The 14,511-nt window shown below is 58.5% G+C and carries 12 protein-coding genes; 8 read left to right on the top strand and 4 right to left on the bottom strand.

The genetic code is table 11. The features are described from left to right. The first annotated feature begins 31 nt into the window (after positions 1-31). Positions 32-967: a 4-hydroxy-3-methylbut-2-enyl diphosphate reductase gene (gene ispH, locus AS89_RS0108665; RefSeq protein ID WP_010132141.1), complete on the top strand. Its 936-nt coding sequence runs from the start codon at positions 32-34 to the stop codon at positions 965-967. A 61-nt stretch (positions 968-1,028) separates the two neighbouring features. Here ispH and AS89_RS0108660 read toward each other — a convergent pair whose 3' ends face one another. Continuing rightward, the gene (locus AS89_RS0108660; protein ID WP_010132140.1) at positions 1,029-1,541 is read right to left on the bottom strand and encodes a GspH/FimT family pseudopilin; all 513 of its coding nucleotides are present in this window, start codon (positions 1,539-1,541) and stop codon (positions 1,029-1,031) included. Between the two features lie 308 nt (positions 1,542-1,849). Here AS89_RS0108660 and AS89_RS18185 point away from each other — a divergent pair, with 308 nt between their 5' ends. From AS89_RS18185 to AS89_RS17220, 6 genes are read left to right on the top strand one after another with little or no spacing between them, the layout of a single operon-like run. Then, positions 1,850-2,401, top strand: a complete 552-nt coding sequence (locus tag AS89_RS18185) for a GspH/FimT family pseudopilin (protein ID WP_010132139.1) — start codon at positions 1,850-1,852, stop codon at positions 2,399-2,401. 31 nt (positions 2,402-2,432) lie between these two features. Next, positions 2,433-2,858: a type IV pilus modification protein PilV gene (pilV, locus tag AS89_RS0108650; RefSeq protein ID WP_010132138.1), complete on the top strand. Its 426-nt coding sequence runs from the start codon at positions 2,433-2,435 to the stop codon at positions 2,856-2,858. Positions 2,859-2,871: 13 nt separating this feature from the next. Then, the gene (locus tag AS89_RS0108645) at positions 2,872-3,963 is read left to right on the top strand and encodes a PilW family protein (RefSeq protein WP_081475705.1); all 1,092 of its coding nucleotides are present in this window, start codon (positions 2,872-2,874) and stop codon (positions 3,961-3,963) included. A 25-nt stretch (positions 3,964-3,988) separates the two neighbouring features. Next, on the top strand, positions 3,989-4,528 hold the full coding sequence (locus tag AS89_RS0108640; protein WP_010132136.1) for a pilus assembly PilX family protein: 540 nt from the start codon (positions 3,989-3,991) through the stop codon (positions 4,526-4,528). A gap of 33 nt (positions 4,529-4,561) precedes the next feature. After that, positions 4,562-7,975, top strand: coding sequence for a pilus assembly protein (locus AS89_RS17225; RefSeq protein WP_158217351.1), 3,414 nt, complete (start codon positions 4,562-4,564; stop codon positions 7,973-7,975). A gap of 25 nt (positions 7,976-8,000) precedes the next feature. Beyond that, the gene (locus AS89_RS17220; protein ID WP_010132132.1) at positions 8,001-8,417 is read left to right on the top strand and encodes a type IV pilin protein; all 417 of its coding nucleotides are present in this window, start codon (positions 8,001-8,003) and stop codon (positions 8,415-8,417) included. Between the two features lie 56 nt (positions 8,418-8,473). Here AS89_RS17220 and AS89_RS0108625 read toward each other — a convergent pair whose 3' ends face one another. Together AS89_RS0108625 and AS89_RS0108620 are read right to left on the bottom strand one after the other, a co-directional pair. After that, positions 8,474-9,949, bottom strand: a complete 1,476-nt coding sequence (locus tag AS89_RS0108625) for a sigma-54-dependent transcriptional regulator (RefSeq protein ID WP_010132131.1) — start codon at positions 9,947-9,949, stop codon at positions 8,474-8,476. 40 nt (positions 9,950-9,989) lie between these two features. Continuing rightward, positions 9,990-11,714, bottom strand: a complete 1,725-nt coding sequence (locus tag AS89_RS0108620) for a sensor histidine kinase (protein ID WP_010132130.1) — start codon at positions 11,712-11,714, stop codon at positions 9,990-9,992. A gap of 99 nt (positions 11,715-11,813) precedes the next feature. On the opposite strand from AS89_RS0108620, the gene AS89_RS0108615 reads away from it, so the two are divergent. Further along, entirely contained in the window at positions 11,814-13,442 is a 1,629-nt protein-coding gene (locus tag AS89_RS0108615) for an NAD+ synthase (RefSeq protein WP_010132129.1), read from the top strand. Positions 13,443-13,518: 76 nt separating this feature from the next. Here the strand turns inward: AS89_RS0108615 and AS89_RS0108610 are convergent, their stop codons facing one another. Beyond that, positions 13,519-14,427, bottom strand: a complete 909-nt coding sequence (locus tag AS89_RS0108610) for an outer membrane protein assembly factor BamD (protein WP_010132128.1) — start codon at positions 14,425-14,427, stop codon at positions 13,519-13,521. Positions 14,428-14,511 lie beyond the last annotated feature (84 nt).

Here is a 14,511-nt window from a genome sequence, read left to right as displayed (position 1 = left end):
GACGGCTTAGATAGGTCAAGGACCCAGTAAGATGCAAATTCGCCTCGCCAATCCTCGCGGTTTCTGCGCCGGTGTCGACCGCGCCATTGATATCGTGAACCGCGCGCTGGATGTATTTGGAGCGCCTATTTACGTGCGTCACGAAGTGGTACACAACAAATTCGTTGTGGATACCCTGCGTGAGCGCGGCGCGGTATTTGTGGACGAGCTGGATGAAGTGCCGGACGATGTGATCGTGATCTTCAGTGCGCACGGTGTCTCCAAGGCCGTACAGCAGGAGGCCGCCGAGCGCGGATTGAAGGTCTTCGATGCCACCTGTCCGCTCGTCACCAAGGTGCATATCGAGGTGAGCAAGTTCAGTAGCGATGGCAGTGAATGTATCCTTATCGGTCACGAAGGGCACCCGGAAGTCGAGGGCACCATGGGCCAGTACGACACCAGTAATGGCGGTGCCATCTATCTGGTGGAAGATGAGCAGGATGTTGCGGCCCTCGAGGTAAAGGACCCTTCCAACCTGACCTTTGTTACTCAGACTACGCTGTCTGTGGATGATACCTCCCGGGTCATCGACGCCCTGCGGGCGAAGTTCCCCAGTATTCGCGGCCCGCGCAAAGACGATATCTGCTATGCCACCCAGAACCGTCAGGATGCGGTGAAACAGCTGGCGCTGGAATGCGACCTGGTATTGGTGGTGGGAAGCCCGAACAGTTCCAACTCCAACCGCCTGCGTGAACTTGCCGAGCGCTGCGGTGCCGAGGCCTACCTGATTGACGGCCCGGATTGCATCGACGCATCCTGGCTGCAGGGTAAACAGCGTATCGGTATCACCGCCGGTGCATCGGCGCCGGAGGTGCTGGTGGAGCGGGTGATCAAGAAGTTGCGCGACCTGGGTGCGGACGCGCCCGATGAGGTGGCCGGCATCCCGGAAAACATCAGCTTCAGCCTGCCTAAAGAGTTGCGGGTCTGACCCGCAACGGATTCTTTCGGAAGTCCCCCGTCTAACAATTTACGGGCTGGCAATCTACGGCCTAGCAATCTGCTGCAGCGACCCTGTCTACGCGGACACGGCCGCTGCGTGCGAGCACCAGCTGGTAGCCCTCTCCCTGGGTCGTCGGGCAAATAGTGAAGGTCCCGGCCTGAAAGCCGCCACCGCTCGCCGTACCCGCATAACGGCTTTCCCCCGAGCCGATAAACGAAACATAGGTCGCCAGTGGGCCGTTGCCATTGACTGTGACTCCAGTTAGTTCACTCCCCGTCGCGATCTGCGGCTCATCGGGGTCCCGCTCGCCGTCAAAATCCAGGTCGTAAAAAATTTCCCAGCCTGCATGCCAGGTAGCGAGCCTGCGCAAGGTGGCCCGGCGATTTGTGCTGACGGCTTTGCTGCGGGTGAGATGGATGGCCTGTAGCAGCGTGTCGGCGGCGGCTCTTGTGCGGCTGTCTTCCAGCTGTTGCTGAAAGCTGGGTATGCCAATGGCCAGTAAAATGCCAAGAATGCTGCAGGTGATCAGCAGCTCAATCAGTGTGAGACCACGTTGCTTCACAGCTCCTCCCTGAGTTGTATATATTTTCAACGGTGGCCGTCCTGGCTGCCGCTTGCTCCCTTCAGCTCACCGTTTGTCGGCCCCGGCTCTTGTCGAGGCCGCGAGCGTGATAGGGTGCGCAAAAGCTAACATCGCGCTAATTCGGCATCCAGAGCGGTCACACTGGAAATGTTGCATAAGATAGAATCGATGCCAGTATTTGCGGTTCATCCGTACCACCTGAGTCGATCACCGAACCGGCGCGCGATGGGGGGCATTGAAGCGTGTTCAGCAGGAATAAAAAGCAGAATATCTGAGGCTTAGACACTATGGGATCCAGACAGCAGGGGCTGACCCTGATCGAGTTAATGATCACCCTCGCCGTGCTCGGGGTTATCGTCGCCATCGCCGTGCCCGGCTTCAACACCATGATCCAGAACACCCGCTCTGCCACGCTCGGCGAAGAAATGGTTGGTGCGTTGCAGTTTGCACGCAGCGAAGCCATCAAGCGCGGTGCCCGTGTCACCCTGTGTGGGAGTTCTGATGGTTCCAGCTGCGATGGTGGCTGGACCGACAACTGGATAGTGGTGCTCGACACAGCAGCAACCGATGATGCAGCGGCACCTGTGGTGGCCAATGCGGCGGCCGTGCTGCGCTTTTGGGAAGCCCCTGAGAATGGCGCCGCGGTCGCCGCCACCCAGGGTGGTGGCTCCCCCACCTTTGTACGTTTTACCCGCCGCGGTACCTTGGGCCTGTCTGGCAGCGGTGCGGTAACCCTGAACACAAGCTTTAGCGGCTGTAGCAGTAACAGCGCGCGGCAAATTACCGTGGGTGCTGCGGGCATGTTGAATGCCGCACGCACCACCTCTGGCTGCTCCTAATTAACGGGCTGTTCCTGACATGGGGATTCCAATGAAAAAACAACAGGGCGCTGGCCTGATCGAAGTTCTGGTAACCGTACTGATCCTCGGTACCTCATTGCTGGCGCTGGCCGCACTGCAGAGTAAGTCCCTGCAATACAACCACAGTGCTTACCTGCGCTCACAGGCCAATATCCTCGCGTACGACATTCTCGATCGCGCGCGTATCAATCGCGCCAATGTCGCGAGTTACTCATTGGGCCTGGCGGACGCCAAACCGACGGGCACGACCCTGGCGCAACAGGATATGAACCAGTGGTTAACCAATGTGGAAGACACGCTACCCGGCGCGGATGGCGGTATCGAGTGCATTGCTGCCACCAGTTTCTGCACCGTGACCATCCAGTGGGGTGAGCAGAACAGCTCTGGCGATGCCACTGAAGATACCAGTCAATTCGTGTATACCACCCGGCTGTGAGGAGCAGTAAGCAATGTTAAGAAAAATGCATATGCAAACAACCATGCGCAGCCAGACAGGTATCTCGCTGGTTGAGCTGATGATCTCCATCACCATTGGCCTGATATTGATGACCGGTGTGGTGCAGTTGTTCCTGTCGAGTCGCGCCACCTTTTCCACCCAGCAGGCGCTGGCGCGGGTGCAGGAAAGTGGCCGCCTGGCGATGGAGTTTCTCGCCGAGGATATTCGCATGGCGGGCTACATGGGCTGCATGAGCCGCAACCTGAATGTGACCAATACCCTGAATAGCTCTGGCGATCTGGCATACAACTTCGAGATTGGTATTGAAGGATTGAATGACGTTGGCGCTACTCCCCCCGCGGACTATCCGGCGGGAATTGTCGAGGGCACCGATGTGTTGGTGGTGCGCGGGGCCAACGGCAATGGCGTGGACATTACCCAGAACAACAACGGTGCCCAGCTTTTCACTGAAAATACCGGGGTGGCCGCCTCATGCGGGGCCGGTCTGGCAAGTTACAGTGGCCTGTGTGAGCAGGATATTGTGGTGGCTACTGACTGCAGCAAGGCGCGGGTTTTCCAAATTTCTCAAATGCAGGCAACCGGTGGTGGCGGTACTACAGAAATCAATATTGCACACTCCGGGGCGAGCATGTTGCCTGGCAATGCAATTACTTCCTGGGGTGGCAACAGCAACCCGGAAGAAACTTTTGGGGATGATGCAGAAATTATCAAGATGAACACCTCCGTGTATTACATCGCCGATGGCACCGCCAGTGCGCAGCCCAGTCTGTGGCAGCAAACCAACGGGGGCACGCCGCTAGAGCTGCTGGAGGGGATTGAGGATATGCAGCTGACGTACGGCCGCGACACCTCTGGTGACGGCATCCCCGATACCTATGTCGATGCCTCTGCGCTCACGACCGTTGCCGCTTGGGAAGATATTTCCAGTGTGCGCGTACAGCTGCTGATTCAAAGCACCGAAGACAACCTGCTACCGGAAGAGCAGCCCTACACCTTCAATGGTGTTGTCAATAACGCGCCCGGTGACCGCCGCTTGCGTCAGGTTTTTATCAATACGGTAGGCATCCGCAGTCGCTTGCCCTGATCGGAAGGTCAATCACGAGAAGAGTATGAAAAAAGTAACGAGCTTCAAGGCGATTCATGGTCAGCGGGGTATGACGCTGATTGTCGGCCTGATTATGGTACTGCTGATGACCCTGGTGGGCATGGCGGCGATTCGTGGTAGCGGAATGCAGGAATTGATGGCCGGTAATATGCGCGACCGTAATCTCGCATTCCAGTCTGCCGAGGCCGGCCTGCGTGCGGGTGAGGAAGTACTCACCGGGGCAACCATCCCCGTGTTTAACGGGTCTACCGCAGGCCTGGTGCAGGCAATGGATGGCTCCAGCAGCACTGGATTCTGGGACACGTACGGATGGGATGCCGGCTCGGTGCGCTCCGCGGAAGGGGTGCAGATGGTGGCCAGCCAGCCGCAATATGTCATTGAAGAGGTGACCTCAACGGTTACCACCAATGCCGCCGATGGCGGCGCGGTAGATTTTGCCAGCACCCTGAAAACCGAAGATACCGTGTATTACCGGGTAACCAGCCGCGCCGAAGGCGGTACTGCGGATGCAGTGGTTATCCTCCAGTCCACGTACAAACGCTAAGTCTGGGGAAGGGAATAATTGATGAGCATAAAAATGAACGCAAAAAAATTCTCTGCCGGTCTGGCTGCCGCAGTATTGAGCCTGGGTGTAACACACAGTGCCATGTCGGTTGATATGGCGCAGAGCCCGCTGTTCCTGAGTACCGGTGCACCGCCGAATATCATGTTTATTCTGGATGACTCGGGCTCGATGCATTTCGAAATCACACCGGAAAATTTCCGTAACGGCACCAGCTATATTTTTCCGCGGGCCAATGGAATTTACGGTTCCAACGACGGCGATAACCGTATCCCGACCGTGGCCGATGACGATCCGTTTAATGCGCTGACCCGTTCTCCCCAGTTCAACAAGACTTATTACGATCCGTCGATCACCTACAAACCCTGGATCAAGTATGACGGTACCGTGTACCCGGATGCGGTTCCCGAGTGTGCCTGGCACAATCCGGCAAATACCGGTACCTGTCCCACCGGCGACGAATCGGTAACGGAAAGGGCGCGTAACCTCACCGTTGATAACGCAAATTACAATGACAACCGCTGGTACACCCGTACGGTGGATGCGGATGGTAACGTGTCTTACGGTTGGAATACGGATGCGCTGACCTTTTGGCCTGCCACCTACTTCTGGCACAACGGCGGTGGCCAGTGGGTGTGGGGCAATTACACCAAGCAGGAGATAAAGCCGGGTATTCCCAGCTACACCGGGCACGGTCGCGATGAGCGAACCGACTGTTCTGCCGGCACCTGTACCTACACCGAGGAAATCCAGAATTTTGCCAACTGGTACACCTATTATCGCTCGCGGATGCTCGCTGCGCGGGCGGGCATTGGCCGCGCGTTTGCGGAGCAGGGGGAAGACCTGCGCGTGGGCTTTGGCGCGATCAACCAGGGGTCGACCAGCGTTGACGGCGTGAACACCAATACGGTGTTAAATGGTGTGCGCCCGTTCTCTGGCACTAACCGCGAGAACTTTTTCAGCACACTGTACACCCGTGCGGTACCTTACTCCGGTACCCCGCTGCGGCGCGCGCTGGATAGCGCCGGGCAATACTTCATGCGTACGGATAACCGCGGCCCCTGGGGTCAGGATCCCGGCACCGACGATTCCACGCCACATCTCGCCTGTCGCGCGAACTACACCATCTTGATGACCGACGGCTACTGGAACGGTACCAGTGACTATACGAATGCCGCCGAGGCCAACGTGGATGGCACGTCCGGATCGGAGATTACCGGGCCCGACGGGCAGTCCTATACCTATACCGCGGCATCCCCGTTTACCGACTCCCACAGCAATACCTTGGCCGACGTGGCGATGTATTACTGGGGCACCGACTTGCGCACGGACCTGTCCAACCAGGTACCGGTAAAAGATGATTCAATCGACCCAGCCTTCTGGCAGCACATGGTGACCTTTGGCGTGGCCTTTGGTGTTACCGGCAGCGTGGACAAGGATGATGCCTTTGCCGCAATAGGCACTGGGGCCACCATCAACTGGCCAAACCCGAACAGCAATGCGGCAAAAGTAGATGACCTGCTCCACGCATCGGTCAACGGCCGCGGTGGTTTCTTCAGTGCTGCGGACCCCCAGGCATTTGCCGATGACCTCTCCAGCGTGCTGGAAAACATTGTTGGGCGTACCGACGGCTCGGCTTCCTCGGTTGCCACTAACTCCACCCGTCTCGGTACCGATACGGTGATTTACCAGGCGCGCTTTAACAGCACCAACTGGAGTGGTGAAATCCGCGCGCTGAACCTGAATAGTGATGGCAGTGTCGGCACCACCAAGTGGCAAACCGAAGACGCAGATTTTGCCAGTCCGGCGATACGGGATATCTACACCCATAACGGTACCGCAGGCACCGAGTTTGTGTGGGCGAACCTGTCAACTGCGCAGCAGGATGCCCTGAAGGACGGTGGTACCGATGCCCAGGGGCAGGATCGCCTGAACTGGGTGCGCGGTGCGGATGTCACCGGCCTGCGCGAGCGCAGCTCGTTGCTGGGGGATATTGTGAACTCCAGCCCGGTATTTGCCGGTGACCAGAAATACAACTTCAGCAGCCTGTCCGAAGCGCTCGGTGGCCTCGCCTACGACACGTATCATTCGAGCCAGAAGGATAATCGTCGCCAGGTGATTTATGTCGGTGCCAACGATGGCATGTTGCACGCATTCGATGCCTCTACCGGTGAAGAGCTGTTCGCCTATATCCCTTCCGGCGTATACGACCAGTTGGCGAATATGAGTGAAGCGGATTACGGTTCTACCACCAACCCACATGCCTACAGCATGGACGGCAAGCTGTTTGTGGGCGATGCGTTCGTGGATGGTGCCTGGAAGAACATCCTGGTGGGCTCTCTCGGCGCCGGCGGCCGCGGTATTTTTGCCCTCGACGTCACCAATCCAGACAGTTTCGATGCATCAGATATTTTGTTTGAACTGACCGAAGCGGATTTCCCCGGTATCGGGAATATCACCGGTGAGCCGCTTATCGCGCCGACAGGCGATGGTTGGAAGCTGTTCTTCGGCAACGGCTATAACTCCGAGAATGACCGCGCACGGCTGTTCGCGGTAGACCTGGAGAACCCGCTCACGGAAACCCAGATCATTGAGGTAAATGATGCAGGGGCAAATGGCCTCGCTGGCCCGGCGCTGATTGCGAATGCCGACGGCGAAGTGATTTCTGCCTATGCCGGTGACCTGCTCGGCAACATGTGGAAGTTCGATCTCAGCGCAAATAATGCGAGCAATTGGGATGTGGCACTGGACAGCGGTGGAGTAAATGCACCACTGTTTACCGCGGTTGATGCGAGCGGCAATCCGCAGCCGATTACTTCCACGCCTACACTGGGCCTGAATGGCGAATTGGATAATGCAATCATGGTCTATTTCGGTACCGGCCAGTACATGGCGAGCACCGATAACACCGTTGGTAGCGTTGTGAACAGCTTCTATGCGATTGCCGATGAAGATGCGCCGGTAACCGGCCGCGATCAACTGTTCCAGAAATCCATTTCCACGGAAGCGAATGGTGTGCGTGAAGTGGCCGGCAATACCGACACCAGCTTTTGGGAGACCAAAAAAGGCTGGTACCTGGACCTGTCCTATGCCGGCAGTGTTACCGGTGAACGCGTGATCAGTAAGCCGCTGCTGGTGTACGACCGCCTGCTGTTTCCAACCACCATCACTTCTACCGATCCCTGCTCCTTTGGTGGTAGCGGCTGGCTGATGGAACTGGTTGCGGTGGGTGACCGTTATGAGGGGCACAGCATCTTTGGCGAAGACGGGGTGGAAGTGGATTACGCGGTCATCAGTTATTCGGAAATCATCCGCAGTGGTGAAAAGGCCTATCTCCCCACCAGTAACATCCGCGGTGATGTGGCGGTGCCTGAAGGTGGCTTCCCCTCCGAGGCGGTTGGTCGTATGTCCTGGCGTCAGTTGCGATAAGTATTTGGAAGATTGAGATTTAGTTATGCACAAACAAACCGGTTTTACCCTAATCGAGATGATGATCGTTGTGGCCATCATCGGCATTATTTCGGCCATCGCGTACCCGTCGTACATGGAGTCTGTACGCAAGAGCAACCGTGCAGACGCCAAGGCGACGCTGAATGATGTGGCGCACCGCCTGCAGCGTTGCTTTACCACCTACAGCGCCTACGACAATGCGAATTGCTCTGTGGCAACGACCCTTTCGGGTGGTGGAACCATTACCTCGGCTGAGGGGATGTACAGCGTCACGGCTGCCATCACCGCGACCACCTACACCCTCACCGCGGCACCTGTCGCCGGTACCAGCCAGGCGGCCGATACCAAGTGCGGCAGCCTCACATTGACGAACGCGGGTGTGCGCAATGCGACTGGCTCCTATGGTGCCGAATGCTGGTAAGTTGATGGCGCGCTAGCGATGCAGCGACAATAAAAAATAACCCGGCATTTGCCGGGTTATTCGTTTTCCAGTCCCAGCTTTTTCAGCCGGTAGCGCAGTGAGCGGAAGCTGATGCCCAGCTTTGCCGCGGCGGCAGTTTTATTCCAGCGTGTCTGGCTAAGTGCGAGTTCAATGGCATCGCGCTCAATGGTTTCGAGGAAGTCGTCCAACGTCTCGTGATCGCCCGCGCTGAATTGACCGGGGTAGGTGTGGTGATCGACGGACTGATCCGCGGATGGATTGGCGACATGGGGTTCGCTGCTAACCGCCCCAGCGGATACCGCCCTCGGGGAACCTGTGATTGTGGTCGTGACGGGTACCGGCGGCGCGCTGCCAAAATCTAGGTCCTGCGGGCGAATGGTGCTGGACTCACACAGGGTCAGTGCGCGCTGCAAAATGTTTTCCAGCTCGCGCAAATTGCCCGGGAAGGAATAGGACAGCAGGGACTGCATGGCCTCCTGGCTGACGCGTGGCGTGCCGCCGCTCTGAGATTCGTTCAGCCTGCGTAACAGGAAGCGCGACAGCAGCGGAATGTCTTCCGCGCGGTCGCGCAGCGCCGGCACCGCGAGTTCAATCACATTGAGACGAAAATACAGGTCACTGCGGAAGTGGCCGTCGCGGGTAAAACCGGACAGCAATGTTCTGGTGCTGCTGATAATGCGTACATCGAGCGGGGTGTGGCCCTCGCGAGCGCCCGCAGGCAGGCGCTTCTCTTCAATGACCTGGACCAGCTTGCCCTGTATTTCTTTGGGCAGCCTGGCGATTTCGTCAAAGAACACGGTACCGCCATTGGCTTGGGTTAGCAGTCCTTCCGTGTCGCCAGTACCGTCGCTCCGGCCATCGCTACTGTCGTTGCCTTTGCCGAACAATACCTGCGCAAATTGTTCCGCAGGGATGTCGGCGCAGTGCACGGTAGTAAATGGCTTGTCGGCCCTTGGCCCCAGCTGGTGAATACACCGCGCGGTGAGCTCTTTGCCGGCCCCGGCCTCTCCTACCAGGTGAACCGGTGCGTTGCTGCGTGTAACTTTTTCAATCGTATGGCGCAGGGCCTGCACCGCAGGCGACTGCCCCTGCAACAGGGGCGGAAACTCCTGTTTTTGCAGGAAGCGGTCTTCACCGAGACGCAGCGCCATTTGCACCAGGGTGCGCAGGCGCGCAAGGTTGACCGGCTTGCTGACAAAGTCGAAGGCGCCGAGCTTGAGCGCGGCAATTGCGGTATCCATATTGCCGTGGGCGGTGATCACCGCGACGGGGAGGGATTGATCGGCGGGGAGGTTCTGGATGGTTTCTACCAGCGCCAGGCCGTCACCATCCGGCAGCCGCATATCTGTCAGGCAGAAATCGTACTGCTTCTCCAGCAGGCGCCGGCGCGCCTCCGCCACAGACATCGCAACATCCGCACGGACATGCATGCGTTGCAGCGTCATGGAGATCAGGTCGCAAATATCTGGTTCGTCATCGACAACCAGGGCGATGGGTTGACGGTCGGTCATCTTGTTCAGCGTTATTATTGAGCGACAATCAGAAACTTCGTTAGAAAATCTGTGCAGTGCTGGCGAAATCTATTCGAAAGCAGCTGCGATTTTTTGGGTCTCTGCAGTAGTAGAGGCTTGCCCGATTAGATTCGCATAATTCCCGTGCAATATACAGTCCCAGTCCGGCACCGGTTGCTGCAGTTGTGAAAAAAGGCTCAAAAATCTTGTCTTTGTGTTCTTCGGTTACGCCATGGCCCAGATCGATGAAATCTAGTTGCGCGCACTCGCGGTCGGGGTTAAAACGCACAACGATTTCGGCAACGGAGCGTCCCTGAGCTTGATGGGAGTGTCGCACAGCGTTGTTACACAAATTGGTCGCAACCTGCGCCATTTGATTGGGGTCAAACCGCGCATACACCGGGGCGTCGGGTGCCGTTAGTGTGATGGCATGCTGGTGGTGGGTTTCTCGCTGGTACTCGTCCAGAAATGCCGTCGTCCACTGGCGAAGATCCTGCATGGCTGTCTGTGGTGCCTGGCGGCGCGACAGCTGCATCACATTCTCGATGATCTGGTTCACGCGTTGACTGTGGCGGCCGATGATTTCGGTCAGTTGGCGATCTTCACCGCTGATCGATGGGGACTCCGCGAGCAGCTCCGCTGCGTGGTTGATTGCGCTGAGTGGGTTGCGCACTTCGTGGGCAATGGAGCCGGTAAGCCGGCCAAGGGAGGCCAGCTTGAGTTGCTGCGCCTGCTGAGTCAGCTTGCGGTTGTCCTCCAGGAACACCAGTGAGCTTTCCGACGTGTCGCCGCTCAGCGCCGTGACACTGGCCCGGATTTCGCTGCCGGGATCGCCCTGCACGATGCCGCTGGTGATACCGGGTTGGTGGCGTAACTCTGCCAGATGCATGAGGAGGTCGCCCTCAAGCCCACCGTCCTGCAATTGCTTGGGGCCGAGCAGCTGGCGCGCAGCACGGTTGATCAATTCCGGTTCCCCCGATGCGTTCAGCACCATCACACCGGTGCGCATTTGCGCAACAATCTGCTGGGTCAGGCGCTGCAGTCGCGCTGCCTGGCGACGCTGTTGCTCGGCTTTTTCGTTGGCCAGCTGGATATGGGTGGAAAGGTATTGCAGTGCAGTCACACAGGTAAACAGCAAAATGCCGAGGCTGCCTGCAGACACGATATCCTGGGTATCGGCGCGGTCACTCAGGGTGTTGAGGACCTGCTGGCAGATCACCGCCATACTGGCAATTGCGGCGAGGAACGCGCTCATGCGCCGGTCCAGTAACAGTGAGCCCACCGCACACGTCGTCAACAGCAGGTAACCGATGCCGGAATCGAGCCCGCCGCTCGCCTGTATCAGCAGCAGGAAAGCGAGGATGTCGCAGCCGAGGATGCTGCCGATACGCCGCGGCGACGTGCGAAATCCACTGGGGTACAGGAACAGGAGCCACGCGATATTCAGCACCGAATAGCTGATGGCGGTGTTCAGATAGAGTGCGGGGAACAGGGTGCCAACGGAGCCGCGACTGATGCCAGAGACGAAAAGCCCGAACAGTACCAGGCTGATGGCCACCCGGTACCAGGCGTAAATCTTCAGCAGGTCCTGCTGGCGAAGGTTGAACTGCCCGGGTGTCGGGTTCGCCTTGGCCCCAGAGTCTGCAATGTTCTCTGGGGTCGTATCTGCAGTCTTATCTGCAGAGGTGTCTGCGGCGATGGCGGATCGGGTGAAAATACCGGCAGTGCGCGCGGGCCGGCTGGCTGCTGGGGATTGGTCGCTCACTTTTTATTCTCGTAGTGTGAGTAGGTTCTTGCCCCAGCGGATATTGTGCGCTGGGGCTGCGTGGCTACAATAGCCGCCTCAACGCAATGGGGTTACAAGATGTCTACTTTGCAGCTAGTGCTGGCGCAAATCAATCTAATGGTGGGGGATATCCCGGGTAATACCGACCAGGTGGTCGAGGTCGCCCGCCGCGCGCACCGCGAACACGCTGCCGATCTGGTTGTGTTTCCAGAGCTCACGCTGTGCGGCTACCCGCCCGAAGACCTGCTGCTACGCCCCAGTATGCAAAAGCGCATCGACGATGCGCTGAGCCAGTTGCAGGAAGCTGCGCTGCCCTGCGCGGTGTTGGTAGGCTACCCCCGCGTGGTAGGTGGTACTGTGCTCAACATGGCGGGTCTCATTCAGGACGGCAGGCTGGTTACCGAGTACGCCAAGCAGAAACTCCCCAACTATCAGGTGTTCGATGAGCTGCGCTACTTCGCCCATGGTGACCAACCATGCGTGGTAGACATCAAGGGTATTCCCACCGCCATCACCATCTGTGAAGACATCTGGCACCCGGAGCCTGTGGCCCAGGCCAAGCGCGCCGGCGCCAAGCTGATGCTGAACATTAATGCCTCGCCTTTCCATCGCGGCAAGGCCGCTGAGCGGCTGGCGCTGCTGGCGCGGCAGGCTCAGGCCGGCGACATGCCGATCGTGTACGTCAATTCCGTGGGTGGCCAGGACGAGCTGGTGTTTGATGGCGGCTCCTTTGCGGTAGATAAAGATGGCAGCCTGCGCGGACGGGCCCCCGAGTTTATCGAAAGCCTGCTGCCGGTCACCGTCACTGCCGAGGGTGAGGATGTCAGTATCGTCCCGGGCAACGACGTGGAGCCACTGGAAGACCTCGCTGCGGTCTATCAGGCGCTGGTGCTGGGTGTACGTGATTATGTGAATAAGAATGGCTTCAGCGGGGTGGTGCTGGGCCTGTCAGGTGGGATCGATTCCGCGTTAACCCTGGCAATTGCGGTGGACGCGCTCGGCCCGGACCGCGTGGAAGCGGTGATGATGCCGTTCCGCTACACCTCCGATCTGTCGAAAAACGATGCCTCGGATCAGGCGCAGCGCCTCGGTATCCACTACCGGGTAATCGGCATCGAGGGCATTTTCGATGCGGCGATGGCGGCGCTGGCCAAAGAATTCGCAGGCAGCGAGCGGGATACCACCGAGGAAAACCTGCAGGCCCGCGCCCGTGGCATGCTGTTGATGGCGATCTCCAACAAGAAGGGTTACATGGTGCTGACCACCGGCAACAAGAGTGAGATGGCCGTGGGGTATGCCACCCTCTATGGAGATATGGTGGGGGGCTATAACGCCTTGAAGGACGTGCCCAAAATTCTGGTGTATGCCCTGTCGCGCTATCGCAATTCGGTGTCCGAGGTGATTCCGGAAACCGTGATCACACGCGAGCCGAGCGCGGAACTGGCGCCAGACCAGGTCGACTCCGACAGCCTGCCACCTTATGAAATTCTGGATGAAATCTTGCGCCTGTATGTGGATCACGACCACAGCGCCGAGACCATCATCGGCAAGGGATTTGATCGGGACGTGGTCATGCGCGTGGTGCGCCTGGTGGATCGCAACGAATACAAGCGGCGCCAGGCCGCAGTGGGGGTGCGCATCTCCGAGCGTGGCTTCGGTCGCGACCGGCGCTACCCCATCACTAATGGCTGGCAGGCTGGCGAATAACCGCTCCGGCGCCAATCGCAGCCCAACAAAAAAGCCCCCGTTACTCGCGTAGCGGGGGCTTTTTCGTAGCGGCCGATTACTGGAGTTCCGGGGGCAGGGGTGCCTGCTCGCGCTGGAACTCGGCATTGTAGAGTTCGCGGCTATCAAAACCTCTGGGGTCGGACTTCTCGAACAGGCCCAGGGTGATGCGGTGCAGGAAGCTGCGGCCGCTGGCACCGGCGTAGTAGCGATAGTTGAAGCTACCATCGCTGCGGAATGCCGGGTGGTCCGGATAGTTATCGCGCAGCACTGCCAGGGAGGTAGACTCCAACTGGGGCATCTCCAGCAGACGGTAAGCCTGTACCATCACCGCCAGCGCATCCGGCACCGCCGGGGTCTGCTGGAAGTTCTCCACTACAAAACGGCCACGATTCGCCGAGGCCAGGTAGGCACCGCGTTTGAAGTAGTAGTTGGCTACGTGAATTTCGTAGCGTGCCAGCAAGTTACGCAGGTGGATCATGCGTTTCTGTGCGTCCGGGGCGTAGCGGCTCTCCGGATAACGCGCCATCAGCTGGGCGAAATACGCAAAAGACTCCCGCGCCGAACCGGGGTCGCGGCGGGTCATATCCGTTGGCAGGAAGCGCTCGAACAGGCCGCTGCCTTCGGTAAAGGAGGCCAGGCCTTTCATGTAGTAGGCATAATCTACATTGCGATGCTGGGGGTGCAGGCGGATAAAGCGGTCCGCCGCGGAAATGGCCGCATCATTCTGGTAGTCACGGTAGTAGGCGTAGATCAGCTCCAGCTGGGCCTGTTCGGCATAGTTGCCAAACGGGAAGTTGTCTTCCAGCGCCCTCAGGTTTTTGATGGCCATTTCCCACTGGCTGGAACGGAGCTGCCGTTGGGCCGCTTCATAGAAGGCCTGCTCGGTGCGGTTTCCGCTGGGGAGGCCCTCTTCTTCCTCATCCGTACTGGCGCACGACGCCACCAATACGGCCAGAAGTGCCATAAATAGGGTTTTCCAGGCCTGATTATTCCAAGACCACATGGCCCCTCGCTCTATCATTATTCGTCTCAACCTTATTAAACTAGC

It is taken from the genome of Microbulbifer agarilyticus S89 (genome assembly GCF_000220505.1).
GTDB lineage: Bacteria > Pseudomonadota > Gammaproteobacteria > Pseudomonadales > Cellvibrionaceae > Microbulbifer > Microbulbifer agarilyticus_B.
This window is presented reverse-complemented; position numbering and strand designations above follow the sequence as displayed.

Excerpts from the sequence above, each read along its gene's own strand:
- AS89_RS17220 (WP_010132132.1), top strand. The coding sequence starts at position 8,001 with ATGCACAAACAAACCGGTTTTACCCTAATCGAGATGATGATCGTTGTG.
- AS89_RS0108645 (WP_081475705.1), top strand. The coding sequence starts at position 2,872 with ATGTTAAGAAAAATGCATATGCAAACAACCATGCGCAGCCAGACAGGT.
- AS89_RS0108625 (WP_010132131.1), bottom strand. The coding sequence starts at position 9,949 with ATGACCGACCGTCAACCCATCGCCCTGGTTGTCGATGACGAACCAGAT.
- AS89_RS18185 (WP_010132139.1), top strand. The coding sequence starts at position 1,850 with ATGGGATCCAGACAGCAGGGGCTGACCCTGATCGAGTTAATGATCACC.
- AS89_RS17225 (WP_158217351.1), top strand. The coding sequence starts at position 4,562 with ATGAACGCAAAAAAATTCTCTGCCGGTCTGGCTGCCGCAGTATTGAGC.
- AS89_RS0108610 (WP_010132128.1), bottom strand. The coding sequence starts at position 14,427 with ATGGCACTTCTGGCCGTATTGGTGGCGTCGTGCGCCAGTACGGATGAG.
- AS89_RS0108615 (WP_010132129.1), top strand. The coding sequence starts at position 11,814 with ATGTCTACTTTGCAGCTAGTGCTGGCGCAAATCAATCTAATGGTGGGG.
- pilV (WP_010132138.1), top strand. The coding sequence starts at position 2,433 with ATGAAAAAACAACAGGGCGCTGGCCTGATCGAAGTTCTGGTAACCGTA.
- ispH (WP_010132141.1), top strand. The coding sequence starts at position 32 with ATGCAAATTCGCCTCGCCAATCCTCGCGGTTTCTGCGCCGGTGTCGAC.
- AS89_RS0108640 (WP_010132136.1), top strand. The coding sequence starts at position 3,989 with ATGAAAAAAGTAACGAGCTTCAAGGCGATTCATGGTCAGCGGGGTATG.